Origin of the sequence: Streptomyces sp. Tue6028 (genome assembly GCF_002300165.1) — a bacterium.
GTDB lineage: Bacteria > Actinomycetota > Actinomycetes > Streptomycetales > Streptomycetaceae > Streptomyces > Streptomyces siamensis.
This window is the reverse complement of the sequence record NZ_MLCE01000018.1, coordinates 82,391-99,470: the sequence shown is the minus strand read 5'-3', so window position 1 is coordinate 99,470 and position 17,080 is coordinate 82,391. Positions and strand designations below refer to the sequence as shown.

Below are 17,080 nucleotides of genomic sequence, written 5' to 3'. Positions count from 1 at the left end.
GCGGGGGCCGCTCCCGGCGGTCAGCGCAGCCAGGGCAGGTCCGCGCCCGCTTCCTTCGGCTGGAGCCCCTCGGCGATGATGAGCATGGCGTCGCCGAGGGCCTTCTGCTGTTCGGGGGTGAGCCGGTCGAACATGGCCTGGCGCACGGCGGCCACATGGCCCGGCGCGGCCTTGCCCAGCGTCTCCTGCCCCGCGTCGGTGAGGACCGCGAACTGGCCCCGCTTGTCGGAGGGGCAGTCCTCGCGGCGCACCCAGCCGTTCTTCTCCAGGCGGGCGATCGCGTGCGACAGGCGGGAGCGGGTGATCTTCGCGTTCATGGCGAGCTCGGTCATCCGCAGCCGCCTGCGCGGAGCCTCGGCGAGCTGTACGAGCAGCCCGTAGTAGACGTGCGGCATCCCCGCGTCGCGCTGCAGCTGCCGGTCGAGATGGTCCTCGAGGAGAGTGGCGGCGTGCATGTACGCGCGCCAGGTGCGCTGTTCCTCGTCGGTGAGCCAGCGCGGCTCTTCAGCGGGTGCCGTGTTCATGTACTCCACTGTACGAGCCCCTTCTTGAATGTTAAACAAACCAGGAGTATCGTCCGGCATAGAGATTGAGAGTTCAAGTATCCAGTCCTATGGTGAAAGCCTCCGGAGGGAGCCGCAGTCATGTCTGCCGCCACGTCTTTCGCAGCCGGGGAGCGTGCCCCGCAGCAGCGCATGCCCGCCCTCTATCTGAGCCACGGCGCACCGCCCCTCGCCGACGACCCCGTCTGGCCCGGCCAGCTCGCGGCCTGGTCCGCCGACCTCCCCCGCCCCACGGCGATCCTGATGGTCTCCGCCCACTGGGAGGAGGCTCCGCTCGCCCTCGGCGCCGTCGAGACCGTGCCCCTCGTCTACGACTTCTGGGGCTTCCCCGAGCACTACTACCGGGTCGAGTACGCGGCCCCCGGCGCCCCCGCGCTCGCCGAGTCCGTACGGAAGCTGCTGCGCGCCCCCGGCACCCCGGTCCAGGACATCCCGGACCGCGGGCTGGACCACGGCGCCTACGTACCGCTGGTGGAGATGTACCCCGAGGCCGACATCCCGGTCCTCCAGGTCTCGCTGCCGACCCTCGACCCGGTCCGCCTGTTCGAGATCGGCCGCAAGCTGGCGCCGCTGCGCGACGAAGGCGTGCTGATCGTCGGGTCCGGCTTCTTCACCCACAACCTTGCGGCGCTCCGGCACACCGGCGGGGGAGTGCCGTCCTGGTCCAGCGAGTTCGACGACTGGGGCCACCGGGCCCTCGACGCCGGTGACGTGGACGCGCTGCTCGACTTCGAGCGCAAGTCCCCGGCGGGCCGTCTCGCCCACCCGCGCACCGAGCACTTCGCCCCCCTGTTCGTGACCATGGGCGCGGCCGACGCGTCCGGAGAGCTGGACGGGCAGAAGTCCGTCATCGACGGGTTCTGGATGGGGATGGCGAAGCGGTCGGTGCAGTTCGGCTGACCCGCCTAGCCGTTCAGCTTCTTCTCGTACCAGGCCACGTCCCAGTACCGGCCGAACTTGCGGCCGACCTCCCGGTAGGTGCCCACGTGCTGGAACCCGAAGCGTTCGTGCAGCCGCACGGACGCTTCGTTGGGCAGTGCGATGCCCGCGTACGCCCGGTGCAGGTCCTCGCCCGCGAGCGCGTCGAAGAGGCTCTCGTACAGCAGGGTGCCGATGCCGCGCCCGCCGGCGTCCGGGGCGACGTACACGGTGACCTCGACCGAGGTCGCGTAGGCAGGCTTCGGCCGGAACGCGCTGGACGTCGCGTACCCCAGAAGCCGCTGTGAGTCCGCGTCCGTGGCAACCATCAGGCGGTGCGGTCCGTCTTCAGGGTGGGAGAGCAGCCACGAGCGACGCGCTTCCGGCGTGAACACGGCGGTGTCGAATGTGATGGACGTCTCACGCACGTAGTGGTTGTAGAGGTCCGTCAGCGCGCCGAGATCGGCCTCGACTCCGGGCCTGACCTGGGTCTCCGTACGTCCGACAGGCATCTGTCCTCCCTGGGTGGCCGGACAGGGTACTGCATGATCAGAAAAATCGAGGGGCGGGTTGGGAATTCTGTCCTGATTCCAGTCGTTGTTTCCATCGGATGCCGGGCACCCGGGAGGGTGAACCCGAAGTCCAGGACCACCCGCAAGCCCACCATCGCAAGGGAGCACGCATGGCAACCCGTGCCGTCGCCCGTCGTCAGTCCGCCACCGGCGAGACCGCCGACGCGGCACGCAGTGTTCGCGCCGTAGGCGGCGAGATCGCCGACCGCGACCTGGTCGGCATGTACCTCGACGAGATCGCGCGTACGCCCCTGCTCGACGCCGCCAAGGAAGTCGAGCTGTCCCAGATCATCGAGGCGGGTGTGTTCGCGCGGCAGATCCTCGACGGGGAGGAGGAGGCCCAGGCCGACGCCACCCGTGAGGAGCTCGAGGCGCTCGTCGCGGACGCGGAGCGAGCGAAGGACATATTCATCCGTTCGAACCTCCGCCTGGTCGTGGCTGTGGCGCGACGCTATCCGCGCAGCGGCCTGCCCCTGCTCGACCTGATCCAGGAGGGCAACGCGGGCTTGGTCCGCGCCGTCGAGAAGTTCGACTACCGCAAGGGCTTCAAGTTCTCGACGTACGCCACGTGGTGGATCCGTCAGGCCATCACCCGCTCGATCGCCGACCAGTCGCGCACGATCCGCCTCCCCGTGCACCTGGTCGAGGAACTGGGCCGCATCCGCCGCGTACAGCGCGAGTTCAACCGCGAGCACGGGCGGGAGCCGGAGCACGCGGAGATCGCCGCCGAGCTCGGTTCGACCCCGGAGCGCGTGGGCGACGTCCTGGACTGGGCCCGCGACCCGGTCTCGCTGAACATGGCGGTGGACGACGAGGGCGAGACCCAGTTCGGCGATCTGCTGGAGGACACCTCGGCCGTGTCGCCCGAGCAGTCGGTGCTGACACTGCTGCGCAGCGAGGGCTTGGACGACTTGATCGGCCGCCTCGACCAGCGCACGGCCTCCATCATCAAGATGCGGTACGGCATCGAGGACGGCCGGGAGCGCACGCTCACCGAGGTCGGCAAGGAGCACGGGCTGACGCGCGAGCGCATCCGTCAGATCGAGAAGCACGCCCTTCTCGAACTGAAGAAGCTGGCCCGCGACACCGGGTTCGACGCGGCGGCGTAAGCACCGGGGTCCACGAGTCCGCCCGTATCGCGCCCGACCGTGCGCGCAACGTTGGCCACAAGTCGACCAGACATGGCCATGTAAGGCCGCTTCAACCTGCTGGGCTCTGGGAACAAGACTTCAGAGCCCAGGGTTGAAGGGCTCAGTCCAGGGCAGACGCACCATCGACCCCCAAGAGCCGAGTCCCGACGCACCCCCCCTCGCGACGGGACTCTTCCGAGCCGAGCCTCGGCGCCTCACCCCCCCTGGCGCCGAGGCTCGGCTCCGTTCTGCGAGGGCTGTGCGTGCGGGCTTTCGGGCAGAACGCTGACGGGCCACCCCGGACCTGAACCCCGGGGTGACCCGAAGGGCAGATTCTGCCACAGCGACACAACGACAACTCGGCCCCGACGAGGCCGAACCGGCTGCGCCCGTGAGCGGACCGGTCGCGCGGCCGCGCGCCGGGCCGGCCCGGGGGCCGAGGCTCATCCGCGGGGCGCGGCGAGTGTTCCGGCGTCCGCAGGGTCGCCGCCCGCCCGGGTCAGGCGAGCGCCCAAGTCCCTGACGCAGCCGACCAGTTCCGGCGGCTCGTGCACCACGAACTCGCAGTCGACCATCGCCAGCCGCACCGCCAGCCACTCCACGGAGTCGCCGGCCGAGGCCCGCAGCCGGCACCTGTGGTCGTCGACCGGTTCGGGCGCACCGAGCCAGGCGGGCAGCCGCGCCGCGACGAACTCGGCGGGAGCGGCGAAGGTGACCTCGAAGGCGTACGTCTCCTGACGCCGGTACATGGACTGCCGCAGGTAGTCGGCGGCGTTCCCGGCGGGCAACTCGCGCGCGGCGAACCGGGCCCCCGTGGCGAACGGCTCGGAGACCCGGTCGACACGGAACGTACGCCAGTCCTCGCGGTCGAGGTCGTAGGCGACGAGATACCAGCGGCGGCCGGTGGAGACGAGCCGGTACGGCTCCGTCAGCCGCCGTGACGGCGTCCCGTCCCCCGAGCGGTACGCGAACCGCAGCCGCTCCCGGCCCGCGACGCACGACGCCATCACGGTCAGCGTCTCGGGCGCGATGCTGGCGCCGTCCCCGCTGGTCAGCGGAGTGGTGGCGGCCTGCAGCGTGGACACGCGGTGGCGCAGCCGGGACGGCAGCACCTGCTCCAGCTTGGCGAGGGCCCGTACCGAGGCCTCGTCCACGCCCTCGACGGCGTGCCCGGCGCCGGCCCGCAGCCCCACCGCGATCGCGACGGCCTCCTCGTCGTCGAGCACGAGCGGCGGCATCGCCTTGCCCGCGACCAGCCGGTACCCGCCGTCGGCCCCCTTGGTCGCCTGCACGGGATAGCCGAGCTCCCGCAGGCGGTCGATGTCCCGCCGCACGGTACGGCGGGACACCCCGAGCCGCTCGGAGAGCTCGCCGCCGGGCCATTCGCGGGGCGTCTGGAGGAGGGAGAGGAGCTGGAGGAGACGTGCCGGAGTGTCCGTTGTCATGTTTTCCAGAGTGCCGCAGATCTAGGACACGATCTGACCTATTGGGGTCCTATCTTCTTTCCATGACCTCCACCGACACCACTCTCAGCAGCACGGCCGAGCCGGCCGACGCCCCCGCCGGCTCGGCCGACCGGCGGCGCTGGTTCGCGCTCGCCATCGTGATGACCGCGGCCTTCATGGACCTGGTCGACGTCACGATCGTCAACATCGCGATCCCGTCGATCCAGCAGGACGCCGGCGCCTCGTTCAGCCAGATCCAGTGGATCACCGCGGGCTACGCGCTGGCCTTCGCCGCCGGACTGATCACGGGTGGACGGCTCGGCGACATCCACGGACGCAAGCGGCTCTTCCTCGTCGGCATAGCCGGATTCACCGTGGCCTCGGCCCTGTGCGGCTTCGCCGCCAACCCGGAGATGCTCGTCGCCTCGCGCATCCTGCAGGGCGCCATGGCCGCGATGATGGTGCCGCAGGTGCTGTCGATCGTGCACGCCACCTTCCCGGCGCACGAGCGGGGCAAGGTCTTCGGCCTCTTCGGTGCGATCGTCGGTCTCGGCGCCGTGTCCGGCCCGCTGCTCGGTGCGCTGCTGACCGAGTGGAACCTGTTCGGCCTGGAGTGGCGGCCGATCTTCCTGATCAACCTGCCGGTGGGTGTGGTCGCGCTGTTCCTGGGCCGCCGTTTCATCAGCGAGTCCAAGGCCCCGCGGGCCCTCAAGCTCGACCTCGTCGGCGTCGCCCTCGTCACGCTCGGCCTGCTGATGCTGCTCTACCCGCTGACCCGTGGCCGCGAGCTGGGCTGGCCGGTGTGGGGATACGTGTCGATGGCCGGCGCCCTGGTCGTCTTCGCGGTGCTGGTGGCGTACGAGAAGCGGAAGACCGCGCGGGACGGTTCGCCGCTGGTGGAGCTGTCGCTGTTCAAGGTGAAGAGCTTCGCGGCGGGCATCGCCGTCCAGACGGTCTTCGGCGTCGGCCTCGGTGTCTTCTTCCTGGTCTGGACCCTCTACATGCAGGTCGGCCTCGGCTGGAGCCCGCTGCGGGCCGGTCTGACCGGGGTTCCGTTCTCCATCGCGGTGTCGGCGGCGGCGGGCATGTCGGTGCAGCTGCTGGTCCCCCGGTTCGGCCGCAAGGTCCTCCAGGCGGGCGCCCTGACCATGGCGCTCGGTGTGCTCCTCTACATCTGGGAGTCCGACCGGTACGGCATGTCCATCGCCTCCTGGCAGATGGCCCTCCCGCTGGTGGTCATGGGTGCGGGCATGGGCTTCATCGTGGCCCCGCTGACGGACGCGGTGCTCTCGGAGGTCCCGCGCGAGCACTCCGGCTCGGCTTCCGGACTCATCAACACCGTGCAGCAGATGGGCAACGCCCTCGGACTCGGGCTGGTGTCGGTCCTCTTCTTCGGCGAGATCGGTGACCGACTGACCCCGGCCCAGGTGGGCCCCGCCTTCGTGAACGCCTTCCAGCACGCGCTGGGCTGGGTCGCGGCGGTGATGGCGGTCATCTTCCTGCTGATGTTCGCCCTGCCGAAGCGGCCGGCCCAGCACGTCGAGGGCGCGGACGCCGAGGACGCGGGCGTCGACACGGCCGCGGGGGAGCGGGAGCCCGAGCTCGTCGGCTGAGACCCGGTGGAGGGGAGCGGGCCCGGCACCTCAGGTGCCGGGCCCGTCCCCATGCCCCGACCGCACCGCGCCCAGGCCCCTCGCCCCCACAGCCGGCGCGGCCCGTCGACAGCCGTCCCTCGCCCCCTCCGCCTCTACCCGACCCGAACCCCCGGGGCTCCACCCCCGGACCCCCGATCGGCCTGAACGGCCGTGTCCTCAAGCGCCGGACGGGGTGGGGCACTGCCCCCCCGACCCCGACAATGACGACCCCGGGGTGGGGAAGTCGGCCTGGACGGCCTCGTCCTCAATCGCCGGCCGGGCTGAAAGGTGGCTCCCTGTCCTCAATGCGGGGCGGGACGGGAACTGCTGCCGCGGGCGGAACGGGCTGGGAGCTACCGCCGGACGGACCAACGGCCGGACCCCAGCCCCACTCACACCCGCAGTCGCCCTCTCACCGAAGGGGCCGTGCCGGTGAATCACATGCCCGTTGCGGACGGCGCCACGAACCGACCGCACTGACCCACCGGACCACACGAGGGCTGCAACGGGCGGATCACCGGCACGGCCCCGACCCACCCACCGGACAGACGGCGAAACGGCCGACAACGCTCCGCACCGGACACAAACGGAAGTCCGTTCATGCCCGAATCAAGCCCGAACCTGTTTACTTTCAAGAAATCCGGGCGTAGCCTCCGAGTGAAACCACAGGTTCGGGCATCACGCGGAGGCGAGCGGACATGTACGCACCGGAGCGACAGCAGGAGATCCTGCGGCTCGCCCGTGACGGCGGACGGGTGGATGTGCTCTCGCTGGCCGAGGAGTTCCAGGTCACCGCGGAGACCATCCGCCGGGACCTGAAGGCCCTGGACCGCGCGGGTCTCGTGCGTCGCGTGCACGGCGGGGCGATCCCGGCCGGACGCCTGGACTTCGAGCCCGACCTCGCCGAGCGCGAGTCCACGTCCGCCGACGAGAAGGACCGCATAGCGCGGGCCGCCCTCGCCGAACTGCCCGGCGACGGCACGGTGATCCTGGACGCCGGATCGACCGTCTCCCGGCTCGCCGGTGCCCTCCCCCTGGAGGCGACGCTCACCGTCGTCACCCACAGCCTGCCCATCGCCGCCCGCCTCGCCGACCACCCCGGCATCCAGCTCCACCTCGTCGGCGGACGCGTCCGGCACCGTACCCGCGCCGCCGTGGACGCCTGGGCGCTGCGCGCGTACGGCGAGATCCGCGCCGACGTCCTCTTCATCGCGGCCAACGGTTTCTCGGCCGACTACGGACTGACCACCCCCGATCTGGCCGAGGCCGCCGTCAAGCGCGCCGCCCTGCACGCCGCGCGCCGCGTGGTGCTGCTCGCCGACTCCTCCAAGAGCGGCCAGGAGCACTTCGCCCGCTTCGGCGACCTGTGCGACGTGGACCTGCTGATCACCGACCGCGGGCTGAGCCCCGAAGACGCCGCCTCCGTCGAGCGGGGCGGCACCGAAGTGCTGTGTGTATAGAGCACGGCGCGCGAGTGCCGTGTGGAGAACGCGGCACGCGAGCGCCGCGTGGAGAACGCGGGCCCGTCAGTGCCGTGTCCGAGAAACGAGTGCGCATGATCCTGACCGTCACCCCCAACCCCTCCCTCGACCGTACGTACGAGGTCCCGTCGCTCGACCGCGGCGAGGTCATCCGGGCCACCGGCGAACGCATGGACCCGGGCGGCAAGGGCGTGAACGTCTCGCGCGCGGCCGCCGCGGCCGGCCGGCACACGGTCGCCGTCCTCCCGCTGGGCGGAGCGCCCGGCGCACTCGTCGCCCAGCTGCTCGACGCGCAGGGCATCGAGGTCGCGCCGGTCCCGGTCGCCGGAGCCACCCGCTCGAACATCTCGGTCGCCGAACCCGACGGCACGCTCACGAAGATCAACGCACCGGGTCCCGAACTCTCCGCCGCCGAGGCGGAACTCCTCCTGGAGACGGTCCGCCGGCACTACCGCCCCGGCAACACCGACTGGATCACCTGCTGCGGCAGCCTTCCGCGCGGGCTCGCGCCGTCCTGGTACGCCGATCTCGTCGCGCGGGCCCACGCGGCGGGCGCCCGGATCGCGTTGGACACGTCCGGCCAGGCACTGCGGGAGGCACTGCGCGAGCGGCCCGACGTGGTGAAGCCGAACGCCGAGGAACTCGCGGAGGCTGTCGGGCGCCCGCTCGCCACGGTGGGCGACGCCGTCAAGGCGGCGGAGGAGTTGCGTGAGCAGGGCGCACGCGCCGTGCTCGCGAGCCTGGGCGCGGACGGGCAGCTGCTGGTGGAGGAGACGGGCGCCTGGTTCGGCAGCGCCCGCGTCGACGCCGTACGCAGCAACGTGGGCGCCGGCGACTCCTCGCTCGCCGGCTTCCTGATCGCCGGCGGCCGCGGTCCCGCCGCGCTCGCCTCCGCCGTCGCCCACGGCGCGGCCGCCGTCCAGCTCCCCGGCAGCGTGATGCCCGGACCGGCCGACCTCGACGCCTCCGCGGTGACGGTCACGACGGAGATCCCGATGGACCTTCCCCTCACGGAGCCGGTGCCATGACCCCGGTCGCCCGCCGGGCCCGTACGCCCCTGATACGGCGGGGACTCCCCTCCCTCGCCGCAGCCGAACGGCGGGACCTTCCCGGTCCCGCAGCCCCCTGCACCACCGCTGCCACTTCCCTCACCCCTCTCACACTCCTCACCCCCCTCACCCCTGTTCCCTCTGGGCGCAGCATCCCCGTCCCCACCCCCGCCCACGAATCCCCACGGGCGATACGCGTGCGAAGGAGCCCGCGATGAGCGAGATGATCACCGCGGACCTGGTCGACCTCGACCTGTCCGCCGATACGAAGGAAGCGGCGGCGCGCGCCCTCGCGGAACGCATGGTCGCCCTGGGCCGGGTGACCGACCTCGACGGCTTCATCGCCGACGTGGCGGCTCGCGAGGCCCAGATGCCGACGGGCCTGGACGGCGGCATCGGTATCCCGCACTGCCGCAGTGAGCACGTCACCGAGCCGACGCTCGCGTTCGGACGCAGCGCGGAGGGCATCGACTTCGGCGCACCGGACGGACCCGCCGACCTGATCTTCCTGATCGCCGCCCCGGCGGGCGCGGACGACGCCCACCTCACCATCCTGTCGTCGCTGGCCCGTCAGCTGATGAACGCCGAGTTCACCTCCGCGCTGCGGGCGGCGGGCGACGCGGCGACCGCGGCAGCGCTCATCCGCGGCGAGGAGCCCCCGGCCCCCGCCACGGCCCCCGAGAACTCCGCGACGGTGCCGAATGCGGCGGCCTCCGCAGGCACCGGCGTGGACGGCACGGCCCCGGTGCCGGGTGCGACCGTCGAGGACGGACCCGCCCCGGCGCCGGGCGCCACCGACGCGGAGGCCGAGCGGCCGTTCCGTGTCGTCGCCGTCACCTCCTGCCCCACCGGCATCGCCCACACCTACATGGCGGCCGAGTCCCTGGAGAACGCCGGCCGCGAGGCAGGCATCGAGGTCGTCGTCGAGACCCAGGGTTCGGCCGGATTCACCCGCCTCGACCCCGCGGTCATCGCCGCCGCGGACGGCGTGATCTTCGCGCACGACGTGCCGGTGCGGGACAAGGACCGCTTCGCCGGCAAGCCGACCGTGGACGTCGGCGTGAAGGCGGGCATCAACAAGCCCGCCGCGCTCATCGACGAGGTGCGGGACAAGGCGGCGCGCGGCGAGGTCACCTCCGCGGCGGCCCACGGCACGCCCGTCGAGCGCGCCGGCGAGTCCGGTGAGGGCTACGGCACCAAGCTGCGCAAGTGGCTGATGTCCGGAGTCAGTTACATGGTCCCGTTCGTCGCCGCGGGCGGTCTGCTGATCGCCCTGGGCTTCGCGATCGGCGGCTACAAGATCAACAAGGCGCCCTCGGTCATGGACCACTTCCTGTGGACCCAGGCGGACAGCTGGGGAGCCCTGTTCTTCCAGATCGGCGTCGTCTCCTTCGGCTTCCTCGTGCCGGTCCTGGCCGGCTACATCGCCTACGGCATGGCCGACCGGCCAGGACTCGTGCCGGGCTTCGTCGGCGGCGCGATCTCCCTCACCATTAACGCGGGCTTCCTCGGCGGTCTGGCCGCCGGTCTCATCGCCGGTGCGGTGGTGCTCGCCATCCAGCGGGTCAGGATCCCGGCTGCCCTGCGCGGCATCATGCCGGTGGTGGTGATCCCGCTGATCTCCGCGGCGATCGTCGGATTCCTGATGTTCGTGGTGATCGGCAAGCCCATCGCCTCCGCGCAGAAGGGCATGACGGACTGGCTGAACGGCCTCACCGGCACCAACGCCATCCTCCTCGGAGCCCTCCTCGGCCTGATGATGTGCTTCGACCTCGGAGGCCCGGTCAACAAGGTCGCGTACACCTTCGCCACCGCGGGCATCGCCGTCGCGAGCCCCAGCGACTCGGCGATGAAGATCATGGCCGCGGTGATGGCGGCCGGCATGGTCCCGCCGCTCGCCATGGCCCTGGCGACGACCGTGCGCGGCAAGCTCTTCACCCAGACCGAACGCGAGAACGGCAAGGCCGCCTGGGTCCTCGGTGCCTCCTTCATCTCGGAGGGCGCGATCCCGTTCGCCGCGGCCGACCCGCTGCGCGTCATCCCCGCTTCCATGGTGGGCGGCGCGGTCACCGGTGCGCTGTCGATGGCGTTCGGCGCCACCCTGCGGGCCCCGCACGGCGGCATCTTCGTGGTCCCGCTGATCGGCAACCCGTTCCTCTACCTGATCGCCATCGCCGCGGGCGTCGGTGTGAGCGCGGCTCTGGTCGTCGTCCTCAAGGGCATGCGCAAGCAGGCTCCGGCGGGCGTCGCGGCGGGGGCCGCGGACGCTCCGATATCGGCGAAGGCCGAGACGCAGGAGCCGGTCGCGGCGTGAGGGGCGCGACTCCTGCCCCTTTGCGGCATCTGTGAGTTGTTCAAGGCATCTGCGAGATGCGTCACGGTCCGGGATCAAAGTCCCGGACCGTGGTGTCTACTGGGACGTATGCCTGAGCACGTGTCGACCTTTCAGCTGATAGGCGTGCCCCTGATCGCCCTGGCGACCGCCATCTGGATCGTCGGGCTGTCCCGCTTCATGCGCCGCGCCCGCCTCCGGGACGCGATGCGGCGCGCGGACGACACGCTGCGGGCCATTCCCGAACAGTCGCGGTCCGGCCCGGTCTCCGATTCGGTCGAGCTCACCCCCGAGGAACACGCCGCCTTCGCGGGCCTGGTGCGCCGATTCGGCGACACCCGCCCCTAGTGGCCGAGTCGCGCCGCGCGCCGCTCCATCGCCTCGCGCGCCGCCTCTTCCGTCGGGTACACCTCGCACATGTGACGCCGGTCCGGGGTCGCCGTGTGCTCGACCTCCCACAGGGAGATCTCCCGCCCGTCCCGCAGCAGGAACGCGTGCTCGTAGAGCGAGAAGCACAGCCCCGCCCGACCGGCACGGCACGGCTTTCCGAACGCCTGGGTGATCTGGTGCGCGAACGCCTCGCGCAGCAGCAGCGTCGAGAGGTCGTCGCCCGGCCGGTCCGCGTTCTCCGCGCGCCGCAGCAGCCGGCGGACGTGGTCCGCCGAGTCGTCGGGCACGTACGCGTGGCGCGGCTCGGGGATCGGCGACAGCTGCACCAGCACGGGCAGCTCGAAGTCCGGTGCGTCCGGCGGCAGCGGCAGCCGCGCCGTGGCCGCACGCAACTCCTCCTCGTCCACGTACACCTCGTGCTGAGGGTCGCGGCCGGGGGCGGTGTTGTGCACGAGCTCCCACAGCGTGACCGCCGAACCGTCGGCGAGCAGCCATGTGTGCCGGTACGTCTCGCGATGCAGCCCCGCGCTGTGGTGCGCGGAGTGCAGCGAACTGTCGTGGGCCAGCGCGCAGTCGAGCTGCCGTATCGTCTCGTCGGGCAGCTCGAAGGAGTTCAGGGCGCGGCCCAGGAGTCGCGCGAGATGCTCCTCCGGAGACTCGGGCGACTCGGGTGGTTCGTACGCTGCTGTCTCGTACGGAACGCTCAAGGCTTCTCCCGGCGTTGCTGCATGTCACCTTGTGGGTGCATACCGTAGCCCCTCGGTCGGACATCATGTCCGCGAACCGAGAAAACGTACGGACAGAAAACGGACGGGCCGCGCGGGGAGTTCCCGCGCGGTCCGTCCGGTCGTCAAAAGCCGCTCGTCAGAGGGCACTTCCCGCCGTCCAGGCGCTCCATGACATGTTCCAGCCGTTGAGCCCGTTGTCCGGCGCGACCGTCTTGTCGGGGGAGTTCTTGACCGTCACGACGTCCCCGATGAGGGAATTGTCGTAGAACCACTTGGCGGTCGTGTTCCCCTGCGCGCCCTGCACGTCGGCGAGTCCCACGCAGCCGTGGCTCGTTCCCTGCCGGCCGAAGGGCGGATTCCCGCGGTTGTACCAGTAGTTGCCGTGGATGAACGTCCCCGACGCCGTCAGCCGCATGGCGTGCGGCACGTCCGGGATGTCGTACTCGCCGCCGTAGCCGACCGTCGAGCCGTTCATCCGGGTCTGGACGAACTTCTCGGAGATCACCATCTGCCCGTTGTACGTGGTGTGCTCCGGGCTGCCCGCCGAGATCGGTACCGACTTCAGGGTCTTGCCGCCCCGCACGACCGTCATGGTCTGCGTGCGGACGTCGACCGTGGAGACCTGGGAACGGCCGATCGTGAACGTGACGGTCTTCTTCTGCACCCCGTACACGCCGTTCGCGCCCTCGACGCCGTCCAGGTCGATCTTCATCGTGACCTTGGAGCCGGCCTTCCAGTACGTCTCGGGCCGGAAGTCGAGCCGCTGCGCCCCGAACCAGTGACCCACGACCTGCTGGCCGCTGCTCGACGTGACCTTGATGTGCGACTGCACGGCCTTCTTGTCGCCGATCACCTTGTCGAAGGTGAACGACACGGGCATGCCGACGCCGACGGTGGAGCCGTTGTCGGGCGTGTAGGTGCCGATGAAGCTGTTGCCCGAAGACACCGTCGTGAAGATGGAGTTGGCCGCCGAAGTCCGTCCCTTCGCGTCCTTCGCGGTCGCCGAGATCTGGTACTTCGTGCCCCGCTCCAGCTGCTCCTTCGGCTTCCAGGAGCCGCCGTTCGCGGATATCGTCCCGGGCACGGCCGTCCCGGTCCCGGCCACCGTCATCTTCACGTCGGTGAGCTCGCCGTCGCTGACCTTCACCCCGGTCGCGTTGATGGACGCGCCCGTCGAGCCGTCCTTGGCCGAGATGACGATCTTCGCCGTGGACGTCCTGGTCGCGCTCTTGCCGTCCTTGCCGCTGTCGGCGCTGGCGTCGCCGCCGCATGCGGTGAGGGTGAGGGCGCCGACCATCAGGGCGGCACACGCCCCCAGTGCGCGCCGTGTTGTCCTGTCCGGCGTTGTCACGGGCTGCTCCAGTTTCGTGTGATGCGCGGGTTCCGCTCGGTTTCGAGGACAAAGAGCGAGCGTCGACGCGTCGGGTTCCCTCCGATCGCGTCGGATGCCATCACGTGACAGAACCAGGACAATCGCCCAGCGGCGGCTCCCCGTAGAGCTCCTCGTAGGACGGCCACAGGCCGCCCGGCCCGTCCACCGGCACTGCCGCCCGTACGGCCCGCACGATCGCCCGCGTCACCAGATCGGCGCCCGCCGCGAGAATCTCGTTGAGCGCGAGGGGGTTCTCCGCTGCGAGCGGCCGGGCACCCGTGGCCAGCGCGAACACCGTGTCCCCGTCGTTCAGCAGATGCACCGGCCGCACCGCGCGCGCGATCCCGTCGTGCGCCGTGCCCGCCAGCTTCTGCGCCTGGGCGCGCGTCAGATCGGCGTCGGTGGCGACCACGGCGAGCGTCGTGTTCAGCGGGGGCGGGGCGTTCCTCGCCGCGGCCTCGGCGAGCCGTGCCCGCGCCGCCTCGTGCACCGCCGCCGAGGGGTACTCCACCCGCCGGCTCGGCAACTCCCCGTACAGCACCCCCGTTTCCGGATCCGTCGCCGATCCCGCCGCGTTCGCCACCACCAGCGCGCCCACCGTGATGCCGGACTCCAGCACGGCGCTCGCCGTGCCGACACCGCCCTTGAGCCGCCCGACCACCGCCCCGGTACCGGCGCCCACACCGCCCTCGCGCACCGGTTCGCCCGGCTCGCTCGCGTCCGCCGCCTCGACCGCGGCCCGGCCGGTGCACGCGTCGGGCCTCGCCCGGAAGTCGCCGCCGCGGCCCAGATCGAAGACGCAAGCCGCCGGCACCACCGGCACCACGTGGGCCGGGTCCGCGCCCACGCGCACCCCGCGCCCACGGTCCTCCAGCCAGGCCATCACGCCCGACGCCGAGTCCAGCCCGTACGCGCTGCCACCGGTGAGCACCACGGCTTCGACCTTCTGCACCAGATTGCGGGGGTCCAGCGCGTCGGTCTCCTTGGTGCCGGGCCCGCCGCCGCGCACGTCGACGGCCGCGATCGCGCCGCCTTCCGGGGCGAGCACCACCGTGGTACCGGTGAGCCAGCCGTCCCCGGTGCGCGTCGCGTGCCCCACCCGAAGACCCGTGACATCCGTCAGAGCGTCAACTGTCATGCGCTCAGCCTTCCCCACTCACCGGGTCATACGATCACACCACCGCACAACCACCCAGGCGCATGACCACTTGGGGCATGACCGTCCGGGGCATGACCGCCCGGGCCCCGGCTCCCACCCGACCGCCCCCGCTCCGCCCCAACTGCGCCCCGTCCGCTCTCCGCCCCGGCGTTCGTCGCCCCACCCGGTCGCCCTGCCCGCGCCCAGGTGTCCTCCGCTCCCACCAGCCGCCCTGTCTCCCAACAGGCCGCCCCGGTTCTCACCCGGTCGCCCGGCGGCGCGGAGACCTTCCGCGACCCGCGCCCGTCTACGCGGTTCTCGGCGTCCGTCCCACGATCGTCCGGGCCGGCAGCATCATCCCGATCACCACCGACAGGGCCGAGACGATGCCCGCGGAGAGCACGGCCCACTCGCCCAGGAACGTGCACACGATGACCAGCAGCGCGGTGGTGGGCAGTACCAGCTGCTGCGCGATCCCGAATTTGAAGTGGCGGGAGTGCAGCGTCCAGACGGTGAGGAAGAACAGCGCCGTCGGGAGAGTCACCGCGGCGGACGCCGCGAGCGTCGAGATGTGTGCCTTGCCGATCGCCTGCTCGATCGCCACCTCGAGACCCGCCCCGATCGCGGCCGCAGACGCGAAGATCAGGTAGTGGCCGTACCCCCACAGGAACGCGTGCCTGCTGGAGCGCAGATGTCCGTGGATCGGCACCACGAAATAGGTCCACCAGGCGGAGAACACGATCAGCAGTCCGCCCACGGCGATCGGGATCAGCTCGCCCACCGCCTCGTGCTCGTCGACGGCGGACTTCACGGCGATCGTGGCCGCGGCGATCGTCTCCCCGAGGACGATGATCGTGAACAGGCCGTACCGCTCGGAGATGTGATGCGGATGCCACGACGTGTTGAAGTCCTTCTCCGCGTACACCGGGACGCACAGTTCGGCGATCACCATCACCAGGTACACCCACGGCCGGCCGGACTCCGGCAGGACCAGCAGTCCCAGCCAGCCGACCTGGCACAGCAGCACTCCGCCCGCGTACCGCAGGGCCATGGTTCTCTCGGCGCCCCGCGTGGAGCGTGCGGCCCGCAGCCACTGCGCGATCATCGCGAACCGCATGATCGCGTAACCGAGCCAGACGAGCATGTAGTCGTGCTTCTCGAAGGCCTCGGACACTCCGGCCGCGAGGACGAGGACACCGGCGATCTGCACCAGGGTGACGAAGCGGTAGAGCGCGTCGTCGTTGTCGTACGCCGAGGCGAACCAGGTGAAGTTCATCCAGGCCCACCAGATCGCGAAGAAGATCATCGCGTAGTTCAGGATGCCCTCGCCGGCGTGCCCCTCGGCCACGGCGTGCACCAGCTGCATGCCCGCCTGGGCGACGGCCACGACGAAGCACAGGTCGAAGAAGAGCTCCAGCGGGGAGGCGACCCGGTGCGCCTCGTCACGGCCGCGGGCGGTCATGCGGCGCAACGGCCTGCGGCCGGAGGGCCGGGGCGGGGCTGCGGTCGGCTCGGATGAGGGGCTGGACGTCATACGGCCAAGCACAGCAGAAAAGCGCCGGAAATTCATGTGAAGGCGTTCACAAGCGATCCTGGGTGCGGTGCCCCCGGCGTACCCTGAACACATGAGTACCGCCCCCGCCCCCGAACCGCGCGATCCGAAGCCCGCGCTGGTCTTCGACGACCCGCTGAACCAGCAGTCCTCGGACGACACGGACCGTGGGTGGGGCGAGCGGGCCGAGAGCACCGGCGACAGCGCGGCCGACCTGAAGCGCTTCCTCGACGAGAAGCCGCCCCACCACATCTGAGCCCGGCCGTCGCGCCGGCGCGGACGGCAGCAGGGGGCCGCCGTCAGTCCTGGGCGCGTCCCTGGCCGCGCTGGGCCACGAGTTCGTCGCGGATCTCCTTGAGCACTTCCAGCTCGGTCACCTCGATGATCTCGTGCGTGCCCTCCTTCGCCTTCCGGCGAGCCTCTATCCGCGCCAGGTACTTGGCCATCGGCAGCACCATCAGGAAGTAGACGACGGCCGCGGTGATCACGAAGCTGAGCGTCGCGCCCAGCACCGAGCCCCACAGGATCCGGACGCCCGTCGCGGTGTCCCCGCTGCCGGTGCAGGGCTCCTTGATGCAGGTGCTGTAGCTGTCGAGGTTCTTCGTGCCGATCGCGCCCACCAGCGGGTTGATGATGCCCTTCACCACGGAGTTGACGATGTTGGTGAAGGCCGCGCCGATGACCACCGCGACGGCCAGGTCGACGACGTTGCCACGCATCAGGAAGGCCTTGAAGCCCTCCCAGATGCCGGGTTGCTTCTTCTCGCTCACGAGCAG

Annotated in this window: 16 protein-coding genes; 8 read left to right on the top strand and 8 right to left on the bottom strand. The window is 71.1% G+C overall.

Annotated elements, in window-relative coordinates:
• Positions 1–20 precede the first annotated feature (20 nt).
• Positions 21–524: a MarR family winged helix-turn-helix transcriptional regulator gene (locus BKI49_RS15900; RefSeq protein WP_095934964.1), complete on the bottom strand. Its 504-nt coding sequence runs from the start codon at positions 522–524 to the stop codon at positions 21–23.
• A gap of 120 nt (positions 525–644) precedes the next feature.
• Here BKI49_RS15900 and BKI49_RS15895 point away from each other — a divergent pair, with 120 nt between their 5' ends.
• A complete protein-coding gene (locus tag BKI49_RS15895) occupies positions 645–1,463 on the top strand; it encodes a dioxygenase family protein (RefSeq protein WP_095934939.1) in 819 nt (272 codons plus the stop codon).
• A 5-nt stretch (positions 1,464–1,468) separates the two neighbouring features.
• Here the strand turns inward: BKI49_RS15895 and BKI49_RS15890 are convergent, their stop codons facing one another.
• Entirely contained in the window at positions 1,469–1,993 is a 525-nt protein-coding gene (locus BKI49_RS15890) for a GNAT family N-acetyltransferase (protein WP_095934938.1), read from the bottom strand.
• A 170-nt stretch (positions 1,994–2,163) separates the two neighbouring features.
• On the opposite strand from BKI49_RS15890, the gene BKI49_RS15885 reads away from it, so the two are divergent.
• Complete coding sequence (locus BKI49_RS15885; protein WP_095934937.1) at positions 2,164–3,162, top strand: sigma-70 family RNA polymerase sigma factor; 999 nt, start codon at positions 2,164–2,166, stop codon at positions 3,160–3,162.
• A gap of 464 nt (positions 3,163–3,626) precedes the next feature.
• Here the strand turns inward: BKI49_RS15885 and BKI49_RS15880 are convergent, their stop codons facing one another.
• Positions 3,627–4,628 (bottom strand): helix-turn-helix transcriptional regulator, encoded by a 1,002-nt coding sequence (locus BKI49_RS15880; RefSeq protein WP_095934936.1) that lies wholly within the window; start codon positions 4,626–4,628, stop codon positions 3,627–3,629.
• A 62-nt stretch (positions 4,629–4,690) separates the two neighbouring features.
• Here BKI49_RS15880 and BKI49_RS15875 point away from each other — a divergent pair, with 62 nt between their 5' ends.
• From BKI49_RS15875 to BKI49_RS15855, 5 genes are all read left to right on the top strand, one after another.
• Positions 4,691–6,241 carry an MFS transporter gene (locus BKI49_RS15875; RefSeq protein WP_179332464.1) on the top strand — a complete coding sequence of 517 codons (1,551 nt, stop codon included), beginning with the start codon at positions 4,691–4,693 and terminating at the stop codon, positions 6,239–6,241.
• A gap of 719 nt (positions 6,242–6,960) precedes the next feature.
• Positions 6,961–7,722 carry a DeoR/GlpR family DNA-binding transcription regulator gene (locus BKI49_RS15870; protein WP_095934934.1) on the top strand — a complete coding sequence of 254 codons (762 nt, stop codon included), beginning with the start codon at positions 6,961–6,963 and terminating at the stop codon, positions 7,720–7,722.
• Between the two features lie 95 nt (positions 7,723–7,817).
• Complete coding sequence (gene pfkB, locus BKI49_RS15865) at positions 7,818–8,771, top strand: 1-phosphofructokinase (RefSeq protein WP_095934933.1); 954 nt, start codon at positions 7,818–7,820, stop codon at positions 8,769–8,771.
• Between the two features lie 235 nt (positions 8,772–9,006).
• Positions 9,007–11,106 carry a PTS fructose transporter subunit IIABC gene (locus BKI49_RS15860; RefSeq protein ID WP_095934932.1) on the top strand — a complete coding sequence of 700 codons (2,100 nt, stop codon included), beginning with the start codon at positions 9,007–9,009 and terminating at the stop codon, positions 11,104–11,106.
• A 120-nt stretch (positions 11,107–11,226) separates the two neighbouring features.
• Entirely contained in the window at positions 11,227–11,472 is a 246-nt protein-coding gene (locus tag BKI49_RS15855) for a hypothetical protein (RefSeq protein ID WP_257004808.1), read from the top strand.
• Here BKI49_RS15855 and BKI49_RS15850 read toward each other — a convergent pair.
• From BKI49_RS15850 to BKI49_RS15835, 4 genes are all read right to left on the bottom strand, one after another.
• Complete coding sequence (locus BKI49_RS15850; RefSeq protein ID WP_095934930.1) at positions 11,469–12,221, bottom strand: DUF6227 family protein; 753 nt, start codon at positions 12,219–12,221, stop codon at positions 11,469–11,471. The genes BKI49_RS15855 and BKI49_RS15850 overlap by 4 nt on opposite strands.
• A 157-nt stretch (positions 12,222–12,378) precedes the next feature.
• Positions 12,379–13,593, bottom strand: coding sequence for a L,D-transpeptidase (locus tag BKI49_RS15845; RefSeq protein WP_179332463.1), 1,215 nt, complete (start codon positions 13,591–13,593; stop codon positions 12,379–12,381).
• Between the two features lie 100 nt (positions 13,594–13,693).
• On the bottom strand, positions 13,694–14,752 hold the full coding sequence (locus BKI49_RS15840; RefSeq protein WP_095934928.1) for a P1 family peptidase: 1,059 nt from the start codon (positions 14,750–14,752) through the stop codon (positions 13,694–13,696).
• A 307-nt stretch (positions 14,753–15,059) separates the two neighbouring features.
• Positions 15,060–16,286, bottom strand: a complete 1,227-nt coding sequence (locus BKI49_RS15835; RefSeq protein ID WP_095934927.1) for a low temperature requirement protein A — start codon at positions 16,284–16,286, stop codon at positions 15,060–15,062.
• A 91-nt stretch (positions 16,287–16,377) separates the two neighbouring features.
• Here BKI49_RS15835 and BKI49_RS15830 point away from each other — a divergent pair, with 91 nt between their 5' ends.
• On the top strand, positions 16,378–16,560 hold the full coding sequence (locus tag BKI49_RS15830) for a hypothetical protein (RefSeq protein ID WP_095934926.1): 183 nt from the start codon (positions 16,378–16,380) through the stop codon (positions 16,558–16,560).
• A 43-nt stretch (positions 16,561–16,603) separates the two neighbouring features.
• On the opposite strand, the gene mscL is transcribed toward BKI49_RS15830, so the two are convergent.
• Positions 16,604–17,074 carry a large conductance mechanosensitive channel protein MscL gene (gene mscL, locus BKI49_RS15825; RefSeq protein WP_095934925.1) on the bottom strand — a complete coding sequence of 157 codons (471 nt, stop codon included), beginning with the start codon at positions 17,072–17,074 and terminating at the stop codon, positions 16,604–16,606.
• Positions 17,075–17,080: the final 6 nt, after the last annotated feature.

Excerpts from the sequence above, each read along its gene's own strand:
- BKI49_RS15900 (WP_095934964.1), bottom strand. The coding sequence starts at position 524 with ATGAACACGGCACCCGCTGAAGAGCCGCGCTGGCTCACCGACGAGGAA.
- BKI49_RS15895 (WP_095934939.1), top strand. The coding sequence starts at position 645 with ATGTCTGCCGCCACGTCTTTCGCAGCCGGGGAGCGTGCCCCGCAGCAG.
- BKI49_RS15890 (WP_095934938.1), bottom strand. The coding sequence starts at position 1,993 with ATGCCTGTCGGACGTACGGAGACCCAGGTCAGGCCCGGAGTCGAGGCC.
- BKI49_RS15885 (WP_095934937.1), top strand. The coding sequence starts at position 2,164 with ATGGCAACCCGTGCCGTCGCCCGTCGTCAGTCCGCCACCGGCGAGACC.
- BKI49_RS15880 (WP_095934936.1), bottom strand. The coding sequence starts at position 4,628 with ATGACAACGGACACTCCGGCACGTCTCCTCCAGCTCCTCTCCCTCCTC.
- BKI49_RS15875 (WP_179332464.1), top strand. The coding sequence starts at position 4,691 with ATGACCTCCACCGACACCACTCTCAGCAGCACGGCCGAGCCGGCCGAC.
- BKI49_RS15870 (WP_095934934.1), top strand. The coding sequence starts at position 6,961 with ATGTACGCACCGGAGCGACAGCAGGAGATCCTGCGGCTCGCCCGTGAC.
- pfkB (WP_095934933.1), top strand. The coding sequence starts at position 7,818 with ATGATCCTGACCGTCACCCCCAACCCCTCCCTCGACCGTACGTACGAG.
- BKI49_RS15860 (WP_095934932.1), top strand. The coding sequence starts at position 9,007 with ATGAGCGAGATGATCACCGCGGACCTGGTCGACCTCGACCTGTCCGCC.
- BKI49_RS15840 (WP_095934928.1), bottom strand. The coding sequence starts at position 14,752 with ATGACAGTTGACGCTCTGACGGATGTCACGGGTCTTCGGGTGGGGCAC.
- BKI49_RS15835 (WP_095934927.1), bottom strand. The coding sequence starts at position 16,286 with ATGACGTCCAGCCCCTCATCCGAGCCGACCGCAGCCCCGCCCCGGCCC.
- BKI49_RS15830 (WP_095934926.1), top strand. The coding sequence starts at position 16,378 with ATGAGTACCGCCCCCGCCCCCGAACCGCGCGATCCGAAGCCCGCGCTG.